The organism is Absiella sp. AM09-50, assembly GCF_003433845.1.
Taxonomy (GTDB): domain Bacteria; phylum Bacillota_I; class Bacilli_A; order Erysipelotrichales; family Erysipelotrichaceae; genus Hoskinsella; species Hoskinsella hominis.
This window is the reverse complement of the sequence record NZ_QVFI01000002.1, coordinates 244,185-264,421: the sequence shown is the minus strand read 5'-3', so window position 1 is coordinate 264,421 and position 20,237 is coordinate 244,185. Positions and strand designations below refer to the sequence as shown.

At 35.7% G+C, this 20,237-nt stretch carries 22 protein-coding genes, 2 tRNA genes and 1 other annotated feature; of the genes, 19 read left to right on the top strand and 5 right to left on the bottom strand.

Annotation, left to right across the window (positions count from 1 at the left end):
• Positions 1–7: 7 nt before the first annotated feature.
• Positions 8–832: an alpha/beta hydrolase gene (locus DW114_RS03760; protein WP_117452456.1), complete on the bottom strand. Its 825-nt coding sequence runs from the start codon at positions 830–832 to the stop codon at positions 8–10.
• A gap of 94 nt (positions 833–926) precedes the next feature.
• On the opposite strand from DW114_RS03760, the gene DW114_RS03755 reads away from it, so the two are divergent.
• Together DW114_RS03755 and DW114_RS03750 are read left to right on the top strand one after the other, a co-directional pair.
• A complete protein-coding gene (locus DW114_RS03755) occupies positions 927–1,658 on the top strand; it encodes an amidohydrolase family protein (RefSeq protein WP_158552154.1) in 732 nt (243 codons plus the stop codon).
• Positions 1,659–1,718: 60 nt separating this feature from the next.
• Positions 1,719–2,183, top strand: coding sequence for a DUF4352 domain-containing protein (locus DW114_RS03750; RefSeq protein WP_117452454.1), 465 nt, complete (start codon positions 1,719–1,721; stop codon positions 2,181–2,183).
• Between the two features lie 26 nt (positions 2,184–2,209).
• Here DW114_RS03750 and DW114_RS03745 read toward each other — a convergent pair whose 3' ends face one another.
• The gene (locus DW114_RS03745) at positions 2,210–2,494 is read right to left on the bottom strand and encodes a hypothetical protein (protein ID WP_117452453.1); all 285 of its coding nucleotides are present in this window, start codon (positions 2,492–2,494) and stop codon (positions 2,210–2,212) included.
• A gap of 158 nt (positions 2,495–2,652) precedes the next feature.
• Here DW114_RS03745 and DW114_RS03740 point away from each other — a divergent pair, with 158 nt between their 5' ends.
• The 13 genes from DW114_RS03740 (at position 2,653) to DW114_RS03680 (ending at position 14,853) form a co-directional block, all read left to right on the top strand.
• The gene (locus tag DW114_RS03740) at positions 2,653–2,976 is read left to right on the top strand and encodes a DUF6442 family protein (RefSeq protein WP_117452452.1); all 324 of its coding nucleotides are present in this window, start codon (positions 2,653–2,655) and stop codon (positions 2,974–2,976) included.
• Positions 2,977–2,986: 10 nt separating this feature from the next.
• Positions 2,987–3,205, top strand: a complete 219-nt coding sequence (locus tag DW114_RS03735; protein WP_117452451.1) for a helix-turn-helix transcriptional regulator — start codon at positions 2,987–2,989, stop codon at positions 3,203–3,205.
• Positions 3,206–3,302: 97 nt separating this feature from the next.
• Positions 3,303–3,815 carry a nitroreductase family protein gene (locus tag DW114_RS03730; RefSeq protein WP_117452450.1) on the top strand — a complete coding sequence of 171 codons (513 nt, stop codon included), beginning with the start codon at positions 3,303–3,305 and terminating at the stop codon, positions 3,813–3,815.
• Positions 3,816–3,830: 15 nt separating this feature from the next.
• The gene (locus DW114_RS03725; RefSeq protein WP_117452449.1) at positions 3,831–4,304 is read left to right on the top strand and encodes a flavodoxin; all 474 of its coding nucleotides are present in this window, start codon (positions 3,831–3,833) and stop codon (positions 4,302–4,304) included.
• 226 nt (positions 4,305–4,530) lie between these two features.
• Complete coding sequence (locus DW114_RS03720) at positions 4,531–5,388, top strand: GNAT family N-acetyltransferase (protein ID WP_117452448.1); 858 nt, start codon at positions 4,531–4,533, stop codon at positions 5,386–5,388.
• A 38-nt stretch (positions 5,389–5,426) separates the two neighbouring features.
• Positions 5,427–5,679: a binding site (T-box leader), on the top strand.
• Positions 5,680–5,715: 36 nt separating this feature from the next.
• Complete coding sequence (locus DW114_RS03715) at positions 5,716–6,750, top strand: methionine ABC transporter ATP-binding protein (RefSeq protein WP_117452447.1); 1,035 nt, start codon at positions 5,716–5,718, stop codon at positions 6,748–6,750.
• Positions 6,744–7,424 carry a methionine ABC transporter permease gene (locus tag DW114_RS03710; protein WP_117452446.1) on the top strand — a complete coding sequence of 227 codons (681 nt, stop codon included), beginning with the start codon at positions 6,744–6,746 and terminating at the stop codon, positions 7,422–7,424. Before DW114_RS03715 ends, DW114_RS03710 begins: the two co-directional genes overlap by 7 nt.
• A gap of 25 nt (positions 7,425–7,449) precedes the next feature.
• Complete coding sequence (locus DW114_RS03705; protein WP_117452445.1) at positions 7,450–8,265, top strand: MetQ/NlpA family ABC transporter substrate-binding protein; 816 nt, start codon at positions 7,450–7,452, stop codon at positions 8,263–8,265.
• A 6-nt stretch (positions 8,266–8,271) separates the two neighbouring features.
• On the top strand, positions 8,272–9,441 hold the full coding sequence (locus DW114_RS03700) for a M20 metallopeptidase family protein (RefSeq protein ID WP_117452444.1): 1,170 nt from the start codon (positions 8,272–8,274) through the stop codon (positions 9,439–9,441).
• Between the two features lie 175 nt (positions 9,442–9,616).
• Complete coding sequence (locus DW114_RS03695; RefSeq protein ID WP_117452443.1) at positions 9,617–10,378, top strand: hypothetical protein; 762 nt, start codon at positions 9,617–9,619, stop codon at positions 10,376–10,378.
• A 45-nt stretch (positions 10,379–10,423) separates the two neighbouring features.
• On the top strand, positions 10,424–11,533 hold the full coding sequence (locus DW114_RS03690; RefSeq protein WP_117452442.1) for a metallophosphoesterase family protein: 1,110 nt from the start codon (positions 10,424–10,426) through the stop codon (positions 11,531–11,533).
• Between the two features lie 3 nt (positions 11,534–11,536).
• Entirely contained in the window at positions 11,537–14,125 is a 2,589-nt protein-coding gene (locus DW114_RS03685; RefSeq protein ID WP_117452441.1) for an AAA family ATPase, read from the top strand.
• Positions 14,126–14,130: 5 nt separating this feature from the next.
• Positions 14,131–14,853 (top strand): NAD-dependent protein deacylase, encoded by a 723-nt coding sequence (locus DW114_RS03680; protein ID WP_117452440.1) that lies wholly within the window; start codon positions 14,131–14,133, stop codon positions 14,851–14,853.
• Positions 14,854–14,879: 26 nt separating this feature from the next.
• Here DW114_RS03680 and DW114_RS03675 read toward each other — a convergent pair whose 3' ends face one another.
• Positions 14,880–16,514 (bottom strand): ABC1 kinase family protein, encoded by a 1,635-nt coding sequence (locus DW114_RS03675; RefSeq protein ID WP_243205879.1) that lies wholly within the window; start codon positions 16,512–16,514, stop codon positions 14,880–14,882.
• Entirely contained in the window at positions 16,474–16,821 is a 348-nt protein-coding gene (locus DW114_RS03670) for a phasin family protein (RefSeq protein ID WP_255411891.1), read from the bottom strand. Before DW114_RS03670 ends, DW114_RS03675 begins: the two co-directional genes overlap by 41 nt.
• Positions 16,822–17,474: 653 nt before the next feature.
• On the opposite strand from DW114_RS03670, the gene DW114_RS03665 reads away from it, so the two are divergent.
• The 4 genes from DW114_RS03665 to DW114_RS03650 all read left to right on the top strand — a co-directional run bounded on the left by DW114_RS03665 (position 17,475) and on the right by DW114_RS03650 (position 19,533).
• A tRNA-His gene (locus DW114_RS03665) sits at positions 17,475–17,550 on the top strand.
• A gap of 122 nt (positions 17,551–17,672) precedes the next feature.
• Positions 17,673–17,760, top strand: a tRNA-Ser gene (locus DW114_RS03660).
• A gap of 165 nt (positions 17,761–17,925) precedes the next feature.
• Positions 17,926–18,765, top strand: coding sequence for a DegV family protein (locus DW114_RS03655; RefSeq protein WP_117452437.1), 840 nt, complete (start codon positions 17,926–17,928; stop codon positions 18,763–18,765).
• A gap of 12 nt (positions 18,766–18,777) precedes the next feature.
• Positions 18,778–19,533, top strand: a complete 756-nt coding sequence (locus DW114_RS03650; RefSeq protein ID WP_117452436.1) for a PHP domain-containing protein — start codon at positions 18,778–18,780, stop codon at positions 19,531–19,533.
• 34 nt (positions 19,534–19,567) lie between these two features.
• On the opposite strand, the gene DW114_RS03645 is transcribed toward DW114_RS03650, so the two are convergent.
• On the bottom strand, positions 19,568–20,173 hold the full coding sequence (locus DW114_RS03645; RefSeq protein ID WP_117452435.1) for a HAMP domain-containing histidine kinase: 606 nt from the start codon (positions 20,171–20,173) through the stop codon (positions 19,568–19,570).
• Positions 20,174–20,237: the final 64 nt, after the last annotated feature.

Sequence of the window (20,237 nt, the reverse complement as noted above, 5' to 3'; positions counted from 1 at the left end):
AAAGAAATCAGTTAGAAGACTCCTCTTCGCTGATTTCTTTTTCATTATCCATATGCATCGCTCTTTGTTTTTCTAAAAGCTCTTCCATGATATCTTTTGCCATCACTATTTCCTGATCGCCTAAAATCTGTTTTTTCAAAAAGGCCTTCATGAGGATATAACATTCCCAATTGACTTTTTCATCCATCAACAAACGATGATGCCCTTCATGTAGGATTACCATTTTCTTATGATCATGAGGTATTTTATCATATGCCCATAAAGAACTTTTGATAGAAATTACTTCATCCTCATCTCCATGCAGGATCAAGACAGGACATTCTACATCGGTAATATATTTCTTCAGATTCTTCACAATATCTGTGAAGGCACTATAAAACGAGGAAGGAAGCTTGATTTCTTCTTTTTTCTCATTTGACCAAAGACTGGCGGCTGTTTTACTGATCACACCACCAACAGAATCCATATTAATATAACTAAATGCAGGAGCCATTAATACCAAACGATCCACCTGGAAGGTCGCCGCTAGATAACTGGCAATGACACCACCCATGGAAAAGCCAACCAGATAGATGGGGCGTTTTGTTTTCTTATATTCTTTGACTACATCTTTTGCCCGTTGCAGCCAGGTTTTCCAATCACAATCAGATGCATCGAATATATCATACATATCAAATGTAATTATGGTGAAACCATCTTTTTCTCCCCACAATTTAAAATTATCAAACTCATGTTTTGTACGTCGTCCATAACCATGAATTGTAATGATGACAGGTTCAGAAACTGTCTGGTTTTCATTTTTCTGGAAGTATTGTTTTAATTTTTCAAACATAAAATGCCTCCTTTCTACCTCATTATATCATAAAAAACATACCATTCTATGTGAAATTGTCTTATAATAAAGATAAGCGATTAGGAGAATGCAAGTGAGAAAAAAAGCAACATTACTGATTACCCATATACATAAATTATATACATGTAAAGAAATTGGCCATCATATGGTGGTTTTATCGAATGCCTATGTTGGAATCTATCATGATTTCATTATTGAAGTAGGTGTGAAGGATTATTCCCATTTAATCGATAAAGATACGCGTGTTGTGGATGCGACAGGACATATCATGGTGCCTGGATTTATTGATGTTTGTATGAATCTTCCCAAATTACATCGATTTGATGAAGCCAGAATCCTGCAGGAAACAGCGATTTCCTATATGCGTCATGGTGTAACCAGTTTATATATCGAAGAACCAAAGCCAATCTGGTATTGTGAATCATTTATTTATGAAATATACTGGCAAAGAAAACAGGCAAATGGATATCCCATCATGGACTTAGAAACAATATTAAAACAAAATCAAAAACGCAAACACTTTTGTCTAAGTGCTGGCTATAACAGTGAAAATCCTTTATTAAGTGCGCAGATGTATCATATCAAACAGCAGATATCCTGTGTCACCTTATTGAATGCATTATGTAAATATCCCGCGAAACGTCTGCGGTTAAAACATGTCGGTATTATTGATACAGGAATGCAGGCAGATATGTTATTGGTAAACGCCTTAGATTTAGAGGAAATGTTTTCCAGTCTGCAGGATCAAAAAATTTATCAGGTGATTAAAAAAGGTGTACGAATTTATCCAAATGTGATTGTCTGATACAAAGTTCGACAGTTTTTCACAATGATATCATATAGTATGGTATAGAGGTGAAAAACAATGGAGATACTGCAACATGAACATAATAGAAACAATATCCTGTTAACCAATGATTACTGTCCCAATCAGGCGATGATCAATGAATTTCAAACGATTTTCTTTACTTGTAAATTAACCCAGATAGAACTTGCGGGTAAAGAAATTGATGATTTTATCGTTGATGATGGCGCACAGTTTTTGATACTGCATCTAAAGGTAACCAATATCACAAATGAGATATTGACTATGTATAAGGATGATTTTATGATCACCTTTGATCAGGATGGCCCTTATGAAGCAGAAAATAATTTTGGTGTCAGAAATCAGTTTCCAGATGAATATGCCCTGAAACCTCAGGAGTCAAAAAGCGGTAAACTGATTTTTATTATATCAAACAGTGCTACGAAGATCATGATGACATATACAGAATATTTTGATGATGAAAGTGAAGGTAAAACATATAAATTAAAATATAAAATAAAATGAAAGCAGAGAATATCCGCTTTCATTTTTTATGGAAATACGCAAAGAAAATAAATGGCCGCAAAGATAGTGAATAGATAAAATAAACCATCTAATATAATAAAATATTTTAAAATAGTCATTGCGGTTTTCTTCCATCCTTCATGATATCGATCAAACATATGCTTACGTTTCAATAATACATATACAACAATGGCCACAATGATCATAAAAACAGCCCAACCGATATAAATTGGCACCAATAATTTTAACACTTCTAAAGTAAAAACGATGCCAAGCATTGGTAAAATCAAAAATAAAGAAATAAATGCCATAGAAATTCCCCTTTCTTGTAAGAATTATCCCATGTTTTCCATGAATTGCAAGCTGCTTTTTAAAATGTAAAGTTTTGTTTGCAAAAAATGACAAGTTTTATTGACAATTAATAATTTTACCGCTATATTGTAAGTGAAGAAACTGGGAGGCATGACCTATGGAAAAAGATAAAATTTTAGCTTTAAGCAGAGAAGAAAATAAGAAACGTGATGAGGGAAAATTGTTTGTGGAACGCCAAAGTTATGCGAATGGATTTATCGCGATACAAGTTTTGGTTTGTGTATTTTATTTATACCGGATATTATTTTTTGAAGATGCGAAACAGGCTCATTTTCTGTTTGGACCAAGTATTTTAGGATTATGTATTTATCAAGTCACAAGTTATTATTACACACGAAAAATCGCAAATTTAATTGGTGCTTTATTTTTTGGATTTGGGGCAGCTATATTTATTTTTAAATTGTTTATGGGAACTATTTAGGGATGTCATTATGAATGAAAAGTTAATGTTTAAAAATCATATCAGAGAAGCTCGTAAAGAAAAAAAGTTATCACAGGGAGAATTAGCAGAGATGGTCGGCGTATCTCGCCAAACGATCTCATCGATTGAAACTGGTTTATTTCATCCAACCGCAAAGCTTGCGTTGATCTTATGTATTGCCTTAGATCAAAAGTTTGAGGATATGTTCTATTTTGAAGAAATTGATTGATATCTATACATGCTACGTATATCAAATCATGCTGGATAGGCATTAGACATTTTGAATTGGCAGTATTAGAATAGAGGTATATAAAGGAGGCATCATTATGGAATTTCAAGAAGTTGTGAAAAAGCGTTATGCATGTAAAAGCTTTGATGGTACATTAGTGGATCAAAAGCAATTGGATATCATTTTAGAAGCTGGAAGATTAGCACCAACTGCTAAAAATCTTCAGGAGCAGCGTATTTATGTTGTTCAATCTCAAGAAGGATTAAACAAAATTGACAAGGTTACACCATGTCGATATGGGGCAGCCACCGTGATCATTGTGGCATTTGATAAGCATCATGTCTTTACATATCCTGGCGAAAAACGTGATTCCGGTATTGAGGATGCGACAATTGTGGCAACTCATATGATGCTGGCAGCACACTCAGTTGGTGTAGATAGCTGCTGGGTTAACTTTTTTGACCCGGAAATTGTCGCAAAAGAATTTGCACTTCCAGATAATGAAGAAGTGTTGATGATCTTAGATCTAGGGTATGCCAGTGAAGGCACAAAACCTCTTGCCAATCATGAACTAAGAAAAGCATTATCTGAAACAGTAACATATCTATAAGAGGAGGTGTTTGTTATGAGTCATACTTTGGTAGCATATTTTTCCGCAAGTGGAGTTACTGCAAAATTAGCTAAAAGATTGGCCTCTTTGACAGATGCAGATGTACATGAAATCATACCAGAAGTTCCATATACATCAAAAGATCTGGATTGGATGGACCATAATAGCCGCTCTTCTATTGAGATGAAAGATAAGACTTATCGTCCAGCAATTGCAAATAAGGTAGAAAATATAGATCAATACGATATGATTTATATAGGATTTCCTATTTGGTGGTATGTAGCACCAACCATTATCAATACGTTTTTAGAACAGTATGATTTAAAAGGTAAAACAATCATTCCATTTGCGACATCCGGCTCTAGTCAGATGGGAAAAACCAATGAGGAATTAAAACCATCCTGCCCAGGTGCTGTATTAAAAGAAGGAAAACGTTTTGATGCAGATGCGAGTGATGAAGAATTAAAAGCGTGGATTCAGCAATTATAACAAAAGAAGCCTCATTTCTTACCTGAAATGGGGCTTTCTTAATTGTAAACACACAAAAGAAATGATAAAATAAACACAACGAAAGGCAGGTGGTCTGTATGAAAAATCATAATATACTACAAAGGAAAAATACAGCACACCTGATGAAGAAACAGTAGCTGGGTATCCTTTGGGATACTTTTTTTCCTTTATCTGCAACTTCAATTGTATAAAAGGAGAGGAAAACATGAACATAATGAAATGCAACAAAGAATGGATGAAGGTCATGATTCAGATGCCTTCATCAAGCATCCAGCAAAACAAGTCGCTTGCGCAAAATTTAGAAGAAGGATTACCATTAGAAAACTGTTATATCGCGATAAAAAATAAACGCTGTGTTTGTAGAATCGTGGTGTTTCCACAAATGAAGTATCTTGGCTATTTCACAATTGAAGATATTTCTCAAGATGAAACAGATCAGTTTATGAAAACTGTTTTATCACATTTGGATACCACGATAAACTGGAGAATAGATTTATATGGAGATAAAAAGAATTATCAGAAAATTTATACTACGTTAAGAAAGTATTTTCAAACAGAAATCAAAAGAGAGAGTTATACCGTAACATGCCATTTACAGGAATCAGATGATCATTTATTTCAAAAAGCAGATAAGCTTCAAAAGGAAGAAATTATCTCAATCATTCAACGTGTGAATGAAACAACATATGATCGATTGATTTTAAAAGGGCACAGGCAAGATGGCGCAAAGCAGTTGTATGAGGAAATGCGGCAGGAGAAGGATTTGTTTCAGGTGCTTGTGATAAAAGAGAAACCTATTGGTTTTGTTTGCGTAAACAGACTTTTAGAAGATATTGGAGGAATTTATTATATTGGTGTTGATCCTGTTTATCAGGGACATCATTATGGTGAATTATTATTGAAAAAAGCAATACATATGGCGTATCTGGCACAAATACATACATTGATTGCGGATATTGATGAACATAATATTTACATAAGAAAACATCTGAAAAGTTGTGGATTTATGCTTGATTGTAAGGAAAGTGTATTCCTGCTACATGAAAATGAACAAAACGGTTGACAAAAACAAAAAAATCAAGTAATCTTTTTTGTAGATACAAAATGACGTTGAAAAGAAGAGTAAACAGGGAAGACTTATACAGAGAGTTCTCGTATGGTGAAAGAGAAAGAAGAAACTGCCTGCTGAAAATGGTCTTGGAGTCGCGTAGTCGAGAGCCAGCTTTAGATTACGACGTGTTCGCCCGTTAAAGCGATAGAGTATAATCTGGTAAACAGACGTACTTGATGAGATCATAACTGTGAAGTTGTGATGAAGATAGGTGGTAACACGAATGCAGCTTTCGTCCTATGAGGATGGAAGCTTTTTTATGTGATAGGAGGTTAAAGGATGATTAAATTACAAAACATCAGTAAAACATTTACGGTAAATGGAAATGATGTCCATGCGGTAAAAAATGTAAATCTGGATATTCAGGATGGTGAAATCTTTGGTATCATCGGATTTAGTGGAGCTGGTAAATCAACGCTTGTTCGCTGTATCAATCTATTGGAACGACCAAGTGAAGGAAGTGTCATCGTCAATGGGCAGGATTTGATGCGCTTGGATGCGAAAGCATTACGTGAAGTAAGAAAGAAGATTGGTATGATTTTTCAGCATTTCAATCTGATGCGTTCACGTACAGTATATCAAAACGTGGCGTTTCCATTAAAACACAGCAAGTTGTCAAAAGAAGAATTAGATAAGAAAATTCTATCTTTATTGGAGCTTGTCGATTTGAAAGAAAAAAAGGATGCATATCCTTCACAATTAAGCGGTGGACAGAAGCAGCGTGTCGCAATCGCAAGAGCACTTGCCAATGATCCTGACGTCTTGTTGTGTGATGAAGCGACCAGTGCACTGGACCCACAAACAACGCAGGCAATTTTAAAACTATTAAAACAGGTAAATGAAAAGCTGGGAATTACAATCGTATTGATTACCCATGAGATGGGTGTCATTAAAGATATCTGTGATCGTGTTGCGGTAATGGAAAATGGAGAAGTAAAAGAAATGGGAGATATTCTGGAAATCTTTGCTCATCCACAAGCACCAATTACAAAGAATTTTATCGAAACCGCAAGCAACGTTAATAAAATCTATGAACTGATTGAGGCAGACAGTGAAATCACTAAGCTGAAACCTGGTGAAAAAATGTTAATGTTGACATATGCCAATGTAGAAACAAAAGAGCCTTTGATTTCTGCGATATCCCGTAAGTTTCATGTGGACGCAAGTATCATCTTTGGCAATGTAGAGGTCTTAAAACATTCGCCATTGGGAAAACTTGCCATTATCTTAAGCGGAGATAAAGCAGATATTGAACAAGCACAGGAATACATTGTAGCTTGTGGCATTGAAGTGGAGGTGTTGAAAGAATGTTAGATTTTCTATATACCTTAGCTCCTAATTTAGAGCTTTTAGGCGAGGAATTATGGAAATGTACCATAGAAACCTTGCAGATGGTATTTGTATCCGGTATCATCAGTTTTATCTTTGGTATCATCTTTGGTGTGATTTTAATCGTCACAAGACCTGGTGGTATTTTAAGAAATAAAGTAATTTACAATATTTTGGATAAACTGATTAATGTGATTCGTTCAGTGCCATTCTTGATTCTGATGGTATTATTGATTCCTGTATCCCGTGCAATTGTAGGGACTGGTTCAGGTGTACAGGGTGCTTATGTTGCCCTGATTGCTGGTACTGTGCCATTCTTTTCCAGACAGATTGAAACGGCAATATCAGAAGTAGACACCGGTTTAATTGAAGCAAGTCAGGCAATGGGGGCTACACCATTTGAAATCATTACACGTGTATATTTACGTGAAAGTATTCCAAGTATTGCCCGTGTTACCATGATTACCGTTATCAATTTGATTGGGTTAACCGCAATGGCCGGAGCCATCGGTGCAGGTGGATTAGGTGATTTCGCAATTCGTTATGGATATCAGATGAACTATACCGATATGATCTGGTGTACCATCTTAATTATTCTAGTATTGATCAGTGTAATTCAGCTGATTGGTAATCTGATTATCAAAAAAACAAGTCATTAATAAATAAAAAAGGAGAGAATAAATTATGAAAAAGTTATTGACAGCAGTATTAAGTTTCACATTACTTGTAGGTTTAGCAGGATGTGGAGGAAATGACAGTAAAGATGTTACGACTGTAAAAGTTGGTGTTGTAGGGGAATACAATGCGCAATGGGATACGGTAAACAAATTATTGGAGAAGGACAATATCAAAGTAGAATTAAAGAAATTCACTGATTATGCTGCACCTAACAGAGCGTTGAATGATGGTGAAATCGATTTGAATGCTTTCCAGACAAAATCATATCTAGCAAAGAGCGTTGAAGATTTTAAATATGATATCGAAGCAATTGGTGATACCATTGTGGCACCTCTTGCCATCTACAACAATAAAGATAAAGTATCAAAAATTGAAGATATCAAAGATGGTGCTGTGATTGGTATTCCAAGTGATCAAATCAATGGCGGCCGTGCATTGAAACTATTAGAAAAAGCCGGACTGATCGAATGTGATCCAGCGAAAAAAGATGTACCATCCAAAGCAGATATCACAAAATACAATAAGAAAATTGAAATCAAAGAAGCAGAAAGTGCAACCTTAGCAAAATTATTGCCAGATATGGATGCTGCAGTTATCAATGGTGGAAATGCCATTACAGCTGGTTTAAATCCAAAAGATGATTCTATTTATATTGAAGATGTGAACTTGGAAACTGCTGGGGATATCGTAAATGTTATTGTCGCAAGAACAAAAGATAAAGACAATGAAGTATATAAGAAAGTTGTGGATGCATATCACAGTGCAGAAGCAAAGAAAACCATTGATGATACATATAAGGGTGCATTTATCTGCGCATGGTAATGCTTTATGAATATCAAACCCTATGTATTAGATGAAAAAGAGCATTTAATTGCATTACGACGTTATTTTCATGCACATCCCGAGCCTAGTTTAAAAGAATTTCATACAGCTGAAAAAATTGAACAGGAATTAGATGACTGTGGAATCAAGCATCAAAGAATCGGGGAAAGTGGCGTATATGCATGTATCAAGGGTAAAAAAGGTATGGGACATGTCATTGCGCTTCGTTGTGATATAGATGCTTTGGCAATGGATGATTTAAAAGATGAGGATTATCGTTCTGTTAATGAAGGATGTGCCCATGCCTGTGGTCATGATGCCCATACTGCCGTTTTATTAACTGTGGCAAAGATACTAAAAGCAAAAGAAAATGAATTCTCTGGGGAAGTTCGCTGCTTTTTCCAACAGGCAGAAGAAATCGGACAGGGTGCTAGACAATTTGTTGATGCCGGCTTGTTAGAGGGTGTGGATCGTGTATATGGTGCACATATGTGTAGTAGTTTAGATGTAGGAGATGTATCTTTGACACCAGGTCCTATGAATGCCAGTTGTGATTACTTCAAGATTGAGGTAAAAGGCAAAGGTGCCCATGTTTCTACACCACAGTTAGGAATTGATGCTTTATATATTGCCAGTCAGATCGTTGTGAACCTGCAAACTATCGTATCAAGAAATACAGCACCTGTAGATAGTGCGGTGGTCGGTGTAGGTGTTCTTCGTGCTGGTACACAATATAACATTGTGGCTGAGGATGCCGTATTAGAAGGTACAACCCGCAGCTTTACACCACAACAAAGAGCCTTTACCAATCAAAAAGTAGAAACGATTGCCACACAGACAGCAGCTTTATTTGGCGCAAGTGCAACGGTAACATTTAAAGATTATGCAGCACCGCTTATCAATGATGAAGATATCGCAAATGAGGTAAGTAAAATCGCAGAAGCCATTGTTGGTCCATCGCATGTGATCCATAATCAGACAAAAATGCTGCAGGCAGATGATTTTGCGGATTATCTGGCAAAAGTAAAAGGAGTCTATGCATTTATCGGCTCCAGAAATAAAGCATATCCCAATACATGTGTTGCGCTTCATCATGGATTATTTGATATAGATGAAGATGCATTATTGATTTCATGCAATTTATTTGTGGATTATACCTTAGATTATTTGAAGTAGACGGGTGAGCTTCCCGTCTTTTCTTTTTTATAAAAGGAAATTTACTATTGTAAAATACAACAATCTATTATAAAATAAAAACAACATATACTATATGTAAGCATATGCATGGATACAGTGGTATTTTGTTTGGGAAAACAGTATAATAAAAAAGATAGAAAGAAGGCGATGATGAGTGGAGTTTATAAAGAGAAATTTATTCTTTGTGATTCTATGTGTTGTCTTTTTAAGTATCGCTTTAGGACTTGGCGGTTATAAAGTATATACGATTTTAGCTAATCAGGAAGTATTTCAGATTGAACATAAAGATCCGGATACAGGGGAAGAGCCTGCAGAAAAAGAAGTAACTGAATTTACATATTTCAGTGGGGAATATGAAAGAAACAGTGGTGAAATCTTTTTTAACTGGACATTGAATAAAGCAGACAGTACTGTGGATAGCATCTTCTTATATTATGTAGATCCCATGGACAATAAAGAATCAGAATTGTTAGATGTAAGTGATTATTCCAGTTATCGGATCAATGCCAGTATTTATCAGATATTACCAGGATCTAATACATTTAAAATCAAGGCAGTCTTATCTAATGGGAAAACACTTGAGAAAACAACAACAGTGAAATTGCCATTGGTACTAGATGTGACACAGACGATCAAAGATGTAAAACCAGGAGAAGCAAAACTGACATTGTCTTATAAATATGGAAAAAACAATGAAGTAAAAGAACCACGAATTTTGATTTATAGCGATATCACTATGAATTACAAAGTCACAAAGACGGATACCAGAGTCAATGATAAATATGTTATCGTGACACAGGAATATACGTTTACATGGGATCAGTCACAAACAATCACACCGTTTACCATTCGCTGGTATTTTGCGGACATTGAATTAAACAAAGATTTTACAGCAGATTTTTCAAAGAGCGAGTAGAAAGCAGATAAAAATCTGCTTTTTCTATCTGGAGAGGAGATATATATGCGTATACTACATACAGCAGACTGGCATTTGGGCATTGATTTACATCGAATGTCTTTATTAGAAGATCAAAAATACTTTTTTCAACAATTACAAGCCATCATCAAAGAAAAACAGGTAGATGTTATCATAATCGCAGGAGATATCTATGATACTGCCCTTGCGAATAAAGAGGCAATCCGTTTGTATGATCAAATGATGAGCTGTTTATGTCTGGAAATGAAAAAAGAAGTTATTGTGATTGCGGGAAATCATGATTCCGGAGAGCGTTTATCATCATTAAAAGATCTGGTAAAGCCTATGGGATTGCATATATATGGGCGCATGGACCAGGAAGTAGAACCATTGATCATACAAAACTGTGCATTTTATCCTATACCTTTTTTTCATTTAGAAACTATGCGCAATGTTTATCAGGCAAAGGTAAAAAATCTAGATGAAGCTTTTGCGATGATATTGGAAAGAGCTAAACAAAAGACGGTAAATATATCCACCCATATCGCGATTGCGCATACTTTTTGTGCGAATGCAAGCGTCAGTGAAAGTGATCGTTTTGCGAATGTCGGCGGTTCTGATTTGGTATCGGCAGATGTTTTTTCAGATATGCAGTATACAGCACTTGGACATTTACATCGTAAACAAAAGCTACACCACCATGTTTACTATAGTGGCTCTCCCTTAGCTTATTCTTTCTCAGAAGCCCAATATAAAAAAGCTGTCTTGATTTATGATAGTGAAACAGATGAGGTAGAAGAAATAACAATCCATCCACTTCATCCCCTAATCAGCCTACAAGGCAATTTTGATCAGATACAAAAAATTATACAAGAAGGCCTAGATACCAATGCTTATTACAAAATAGAACTTCAAGATCAAAGTGTACAGTATGAAATGATGGATTATTTCCGTGAGCATGTGGAAACACTATTACAATTAAGTGGCAAGAATGCTTTACAAAACCAAAATGTCAGTATCGCATTGGATGAGATGGAAGAAATGAATGATTTAGATATTGTTTCCCATTTCTTTCAGGATTATTATGATGAAGTATTAGATGAAGAAGAAACAGGCTGGTTTTTAGAAGCCAGTCAGATGGTAGAGGAGGTGTAGGCCATGTTACCTGAAAAACTCACGATGCAGGCCTTTGGTCCCTACGTAGATAAACAAGAAATCGATTTTGATAATTTTTCACATCTGTTTTTGATACGGGGAGAAACCGGCAGTGGAAAAACCATGATTCTGGACGCAATGACCTATGCATTATATGGAAAAAGCAGTGGGGGACAGCGGGAAGAATTAGAGAGTATGCGTTCACGCTTTGTCAAAGATGATACACCTACCATCATTGATTTTACATTTGCTTTGCATGGAAAACATTATCGTTTTATGCGAAAAGTAGAAGTAAAAGAAAAACGCAATAAAGATAAGACAATAAAAGTAAGTGTTGATGCAGGAGAGATGCTCGATGATCAATTCTATCCATTCTTTGAAAATCCAAAACTTAGAAATATCGAAGAAAAAGCTATAGAATTAATCGGATTAACGCATGAACAGTTTATTCAGGTCATGGTACTTCCACAGGGCAAATTTGAGAAGCTGTTGACGAGTAAAAGCGAGGAAAAACAAGAAATTCTGCGTACCCTGTTTCAAATGGACAAGTGGGAAAATATTACGATTTATCTAAGTGATAAAGCCAACCTGATGAAAAAGCAGATGGATGAAAAAAAACAGCGCATGGATGCATTGTATCAGGGCGCCATGGTAAAAGATCAAGAAGATGTCTTATGTCAAATACAGGAAAAAGAAGCAGTTCTTCAAAAGATGGAAGAAAAATCTTTGATTTTAGAACATGATCTTACAAAACTTCAGGATATCCTAAATGAACAAAAAATGCTTCATGATCTGGTTGTGGAGCAACAAACATTATTAAAGAAACAAGGCCAGCTGCACCAACAGAAACAAATTATTGAAAAAATAAAACAGCGTATAGAAGAATATCATCAGGTAGAAATGATTCTGCCTTATTTTCACAGTTACAAGAAAAGTCAGATGGAACATCTAAAACGACAGGCAGACTTACAAAAGGCACAACAGCAGTGGAAGATCATGCAGGAAAAAATGCGTCACTTAGAAGATATGCGCAAGGATAATGAAAAAGGTATGATCATTTATCAAAACCTGCAGAATGAAGCGACATCTCTTCAAAACTGTAAAGAGGCATTTTTAGAATTGCAGCAGTTGCAAAAGCAGAAAAATCTATATCAGAATAAACAAAAAGAAATCAAGCAGCGCATGGAAGCACACAGCTTACAGTTAAAAGCTATTGAGGAGCAACATGAAACTATGTATCAGGCCTATTTGAATGATACGGCAATGCAGTTAAGAGAAACGTTGCAGGATCAAAAACCATGTCCTGTATGTGGGTCACTACATCATCCCTATGAAAAAATGATGACGAATCAATATGTAGATGTGATGGCATTAAAAAGCCTGAAAGAAACATTAGAACAGGAGAAACAAAAACAGTCAGAACTAGAAAAGCAATGGATAAAAATAAGCACAGATTATGATCATTACATCCATCAATATGCACAACAAAAAACTAGCTATCAAACAAAATTTTCTGCCTACGCATCACTTGATACTATTGAAAAATTACAAAATGAAGAAAAAAACTTAAAACAGAAGCTTTTGACAATTTATCAAAAACAACAACAGCAGCAAAAAGAAATTGAAAACATTTTACTAAAACACAAAGAAGCACAGGGCAAACTGGAAACAGCCAAAACAGAGATCATACGGGCACAAGATATGGAAAAAGAAGCACATATGGCATACCTTGCCCATTGCACAGAGGATATGAAGGAAGAAGTTTTACTACATCAGCCAGATGCCGCACAAATAAAAAAAGATGAAAAACAAATAGAAGAATATCAGACAATGATGATTAAAACAGCATCCCGCATGGAAGAAGTAACTCTGCAGTTAAAAAATAAAAAAATAGAAGATCTACAGATGCTGAATCAGGATATGATCAGGCTTCAACAGGAAAGAAAAGCACATATGCAAATGATGGCAGATGTAAAAAGCCGGATCGAGCTTTTAAAGGATATCCAAAAACAGGGCGCCAGCATGAGTGAGGAATATGAAAAACTACAGCCAAGTTATCAGAAACTTCTGCATTTTTCAAGGGCAATGCGGGGAGATAACAGCGTTGGTATTGAACGTTATGTATTGGGAATCATGCTTTCCAACATCACCGCAAATGCCAATCAGTTGTTAGCTGGTGTACATCATGGTAGATATCAAATCTATCGAAGCGAACATGCCAGTGGGAAAACTCGTAAAGCAGGACTTGAATTTTCAATATATGATGCCTATTCCTGTTCCATGCGTAATGTTGTTTCCTTATCAGGAGGAGAAAAGTTTTTAGTATCCCTGGCATTATCTCTTGCCTTATCTATGAGTGTACAGGCAAGAAATGGAGGAATCAGCTTTGATTGTATGTTTATTGATGAAGGCTTTGGCACATTAGATGAACATAGTATTGCGGATGCATTATCCATACTTGAAAAAATGAGTAAACAAAAAGGGAAAATTGGAATCATTTCCCACGTGGAAGTATTAAAAGAAAATATTCCAGGTGGAATCGAGGTTGAAAAAACACGAAATGGTAGTACAATCATAATCAGAAAGGACTGATCTAAATGTATGAAGAATTAAAAAAAGTAATTGAAGAAAGCAATCATATCGTATTTTTTGGAGGCGCAGGTGTCAGTACAGAAAGCAATATTCCTGATTTTCGTTCACAAAGTGGGATTTATAGTAAGAAAACCTATCCTTATCGTGCCGAAACAATGATTTCACACGACTTCTTTATACGCCATACCAAAGAATTCTATGACTTTTATTTCCATGAGATGGTGTATGAAAAAGCTATGCCAAATCCTGCGCATATCGCATTGGCAAAACTGGAGGCGCAAGGGAAACTAAAAGCCGTTATCACGCAAAACATTGATGGTTTACATCAAAAAGCAGGAAGTAAAGAAGTGCTGGAGCTACATGGCAGTATCCATCGCAATCGCTGTGTGGATTGTCATAAATTTTATACCTTGGAAGATATCTTATCTCAAAAAGATGGTGTGCCAGTATGTCCTGTTTGTGGCGGTATCATCAAACCGGAAGTTGTTTTATATGGAGAAAGTTTAGATATGGATGTCATGGAAAAAGCTGTATCTTATATTGAACAGGCAGATACCATGATTGTTGGAGGAACCAGCCTTGTCGTATATCCTGCGGCAGGATTACTCCAGTATTTTCATGGAAAACATTTGGTTTTGATCAATAAAGAAGCTACATCAGTGGATTCTCAGGCAGACATTGTCATACATGATCCTATCGGACAGGTGTTAAAAACGGTTGTAAAATAAAACGGATGAAAAATTTCATCCGTTTTTTAACGTTTTCTTTTGTGATGTTCTTTAATAACACTGAACAATAACCAGAATCCTAAACATAAAGCAGTCACATAACCGATAAAGCCGATGGCAGGAATGCCAAATACCTTTGGTGTCATCTCTGTTGTACATAACAGGGAACTGGCCATTAATAAACCAGCTGATACAATTCCTACGGTTAATTTATTTACCATATGATTGATGGTATTTAAAGGCACTGTAGAATCCATAACTTCCAGATTGATTTTCATTCTGCCTTTTAAACACATCTGAATCAATTCATTCAAATGCACAGGAATCTGTATACCATTGTTTCCAGCTTCCAAAATCTTTTGACTGGTGGAAGCGAATTCTTTCTTTAAGTCCATATGTTTCAGTTTATTCTCACTGACATGGTTTGCGGCAATGGTAATAATATTGATATCAGGATCTAATACTGTCATCGTGCTTTCAATTGTGACCAGACCTCTTGCCAGCATACTGATGCCTTTTGGCATGGAAATACGATGCTTATGCGCAATGGTAAATACCTCCTGAATCGCAAATCCAAGATTGATATCCTTTAGATCCAGATTGATATATTTATTCATAAAGGTTTCAATATCACAATACAGACCAGTATAATCAATGCGATCATCATGAACACCCAATACCAAGATAACATCCACTAGTTTCTGTGCATTGCTGCTGGCAATCGCAATCACGGCTTTTTTCATCAGGTCCTTATCCTGTCTTGTCAAAGTACCCATCATACCAAAATCAATCCATACGATCTGTCCATCACGGATACGAATATTACCAATATGGGGATCCGCATGGAAGAATCCATCATCTACGATTTGCTTGATATAATTTTCTGCCAGTTTTTCTGCGATTTCTTTACAATCATATCCATTATCTTTTAATGCTTCAAAGTCATCAATCTGATATCCATCAATATACTCCATAACGAGTACCTTGCTAGTACTATAATCAGTTTCTATCTGAGGATATCCAATATATGTAATGCTGTCATTTAAATCCGCAAATCTCATCGCAAAATGCGCTTCATTTAAGAAATCCATTTCCTGTTTTGCGGTATACCAGAATTCATCCAATACGATATTTAAGTCAACAACACTGCCCAGCACTTCATTCAAACGCAATATCTTTACAGCACGACGTACCAAAGAGATATCACGTTCCATCATCTGATAGATATGAGGACGCTGTATTTTTGCGACAATGGATCTGCCATCTTTTAATGTTGCTTTATGTACTTGTGCGATAGAAGCACTCCCAAGCGGCTTTGGATCCATCTGTGGAAATATCTCAGCACGACTAACCCCATATTCTGCCTCTATCACCTGTTCAACAACAGAGAAGGGCATAGGGGCAACATTATCGCGCAATTTGACTAATTCCTTACAATAACGTTCACTGAACATATCCTGTCTACTGGACATGATCTGACCAATCTTTACAAACGTCGGTCCCAGATCTTCTAATATTTCTCTAAACTTTACAGGATCAATGCCCTGTGTTAAATGATGTTTTTTTAAAATACCAATGATTTGGGCAAGCCGTTTTTTACTGCTCAGGGTGCTGTTTTGATTATTCGCCATCCTGGCCAGGAGCAGATGGTTCTTCTTCATCCATTCCCTTTTCCAATTCTTCAATCTTCGCTTTCAGTTTCGCAAGGTCATCCTTGCTTACTTTTTCTAAGTCACGGCTGATTTCATCAGCATTTGCCGGTGTTCTCAGCTTTTCTTTAATGTTGTGTTTCAATTCTTCATTTAAGACTTTGCCTTGTTCAACCGTAATTTCACCTTTCTTTACCAGCTGATCAACAACCTCTTTGCTTTTTTCAGCCGTTGTTGCCGCAGCGCCGATACCTGCAAGAATGATTTTCTTCATTTCATCACCAAGATTATTCATGTGTGATTCCTCCTTTGTATATATATGTATATTTTATCACGAATCATCAAGAAAGTAATGTAAAAATACATTCTTTCACAAGTTAATCGCATCTCCTTAAAGAAAAAAACAGCTAAAATATGAATAACTGAAAAAAGTTTACTTTTATAAAGACAAATTTGTTTAATATGTGTATACGATATATACCAATTATGGCGTTATAACCCTTAAATGTTTACATTTGCATTAGTGAACATTATAAGGCAATAAAAGAATTGATTTAAAAGAAAGGACAAATGTTTATGAAATTATTCATATCATTTAGGAGAATCGCTTTAATTATATAATGCATTTTGCCATAATATGATGATAAACTAATAAGTTAAGATAATCTGGCTTACTACATGTCATTTGCCTTATAATGCGAGTGGGGATTATGTTATGAAAAAAAATAAGCATTTTAATAATGTTATTGTTCCTATCATCTTGTGATTTGAATAAAAAAAAGAATATTCAATGACGTAAACTTAAAGACATTTATAAGAATAGTGGTGTATCAAAAAGAGCACTTTTTGTATTGATTTTACTTTATCTCGGTGAATAGTAACAAATTTGTGCAAAAAAAATAAAAAAGTTTAAAAAAAGGGGTTTACAAAACGATGGGGATAGGTTATAATATGACTCGCTTACAACACATGGCGGATGTGGTGAAGTGGTTAACACAGCGGGTTGTGGTCCCGTCATGCGTGGGTTCGATCCCCATCGTCCGCCCCATATAAAAGTAAGCAACTGGCGTATGCCAGTTTTTTTATATATTGATGAAATATATAAAAAAATGATTGACAATTGCTTTAAAATCTGTAAAATTATAGAAGTGACTTGGATAAAGTAATTTTGGAGCGTTGGCCGAGCGGTTTAAGGCACCATCTTGGAAAGGTGGCGTAGTGAAAGCTACCGTGAGTTCGAATCTCATGCGCTCCGCCATAGGAAATCAAACGTCTATATACAGACGTTTTTTTGTTTTTATGCATGAGATGAGCAGGAAAGTCACTACGCGTTTAAAAACCGCATAAATGAATGGAAGTTCATCATTTACTTGGTTGTATTTATGATGAAAAATTGTTATAATTTCTAGTAAGGAGTGATTATATGAAAAACATCGCTTTACTATGTGATTCTAGCGCAGATATCACAAAACAAGAGGCAGAAGAACTAGATATCCATGTCATTCGTATGCCGATTACGATTAATGGAAAAGAATATATTGAAGAAGAAACGATATTCGATCAGGATATCATTGAAGCATTAAATAAAGAAGAACAAGTAAAAACAGCACAGCCAGTCATTGGCGATATTGTGAAAACCTGGGATCATCTGTTGGAAACTTATGATGAGGTTTTTTATCTGCCATTAAGCAAAGCTTTATCTGGTACATGTCATGTAGCGATTGGACTTGCGAAACAATACAATGGACGTGTAACTGTTGTGGATAGTGAATATGCCTGCTATCCAATCGTAAAACAATTACTGGCAGCAAGAGCTATGTTTGAAAAAGGCTATGATTGTGCAACCGTGAAAAAGAAACTGGAGGAAGAAACCAATATGTTTGCGATTCTGATTCCAGAAACCTTGACTGCTTTAAAAAATGGGGGAAGAATATCCCCAGCAGCAGCTGCATTAGCAGGCTTGTTGAAGATTCAGCCACTTTTGAAAGTAGATCATGGCGCAATTGATTTGGTTGATAAAGTACGTACGCTGAAGAAAGCATATAAAGAAGGTATTCGTGTTGTTACAGAGGGCATTAATCCTGAAGAATATGACTGGATGATCATTGATGCCTATAATCGTTCCATGAGTGATGAATTAAAAGAAATGCTGGAAGAAGCAACCGGACAGCCTGTGGAACAGCATGTGTTCAAAGCAGTTATCATGTCCCATACAGGACCTGGTACGATTGGTTTTGGCAGAATCAAGAAATTGAAATATTAAGAGGTTATGAACATGATAGATGCACATGTGGCGCTTCCACAGCCATTTACTTATGAAGCATTAAAAGCATATATTGATGTGGCAGTTTCTAAAGGACTGGATGGAATCGTGATTTTAGAGCCTACTTATAAATTTCGTGAATTGAAATCCATGTATCGTGAGGTATGTGCAACATATCCTTATCAAAAGACATGGTTTCAAAAGGTGAATACAGCTTCATTAAAAGAGTATCAGGATTTTATCACAGAAATGCGAAAAAAAGAATTTCCTATTGATGTGAAATTTGGATTAGAAGCATGTTACTTCACACAGCATGAAAGCTATATTGCTGGTATTAAAGAAGCGTTTGATTATGATGTGTTTATTGGACGCATTCATTTTCTTGATAATATCGCCTTTGACTGGCCAAAGCATTCTCGTGAAATGATGTGGGATAAATATAACGCAGGTTATTTGTATCGTCGTTATTATGAAATGATGAATGCAATGCTGACATCCCATCTATTCGATGGTATTGCCGGTTTTGATAATATCAAGCTGATGAATGTGAAATGCCCTTTTAAGATGGATCATACATATCATAAAATGGCAACGTTGTTAGCGAAAAATCATATTTATGTAGAAGATGATGCCAGCATTGATTATCGCTTTCATCATGTGGATAAAGGTTTAAGCAAAGCGTTTCTTGCCATGTGTGAACAGCAGGGTGTAGAAGTCAAACGTGTAAGTCATGCAAGAAGTGCAGAAGAAGTTGGAAAATTTGAATAAGAAAAAATGTGCGAAAACAATTAATTTCGCACATTTATTTTGCTATATTTTGGATAGATTGTGTATTTTGCAGCAAGGCATCCGTTAATGCAGTATTGTTGTCACTTACCTTCCAATCGCCATGCTCTTTTACTAAGTCAACAGTGACATGAATTGTTTTATCTTTAGAAGCTTTTGCCATATTGTCAAATAAAACGGTTAAGATTTGTTTCTGAATTTCTTTATCATCTACATCACTTTTTTTACTTAATTCATCAGCTTTTTTGGCAGCTTCCTTCATACCTTTATCCATAACGGCTGAAAAATCATACATGGTCAGTGTAACTTCTACACTGGCTTTATCCTCATCAATGGTTTCTTTTTCTTCCTTATGAGAGAAATCAAGCATCATATCATATACTTTTTTCTGCAGCTGTTGATCGACATCTTCCATATAATCTTCATCACGTAGTTCAAGAGCGGTGGCATCATAATCTTTCCATGTACTGTTGGCTGCGATTTTCGTATTGTCACGATCATGATAGCCATCCAGGAATTCTTTGACGGTTTCTGTTGGTGTAATACTGTTTGATGTACATCCCTGCAAGGTGACTGGCATCAGTACCAAACCAGCGATTGCCAATAATTTTTTTATATTCACGAGTCTTTTACCTCCATTTTTTCTTTATTTTATCATTAATTTAAAAAAATTCAAAATTTTTTAG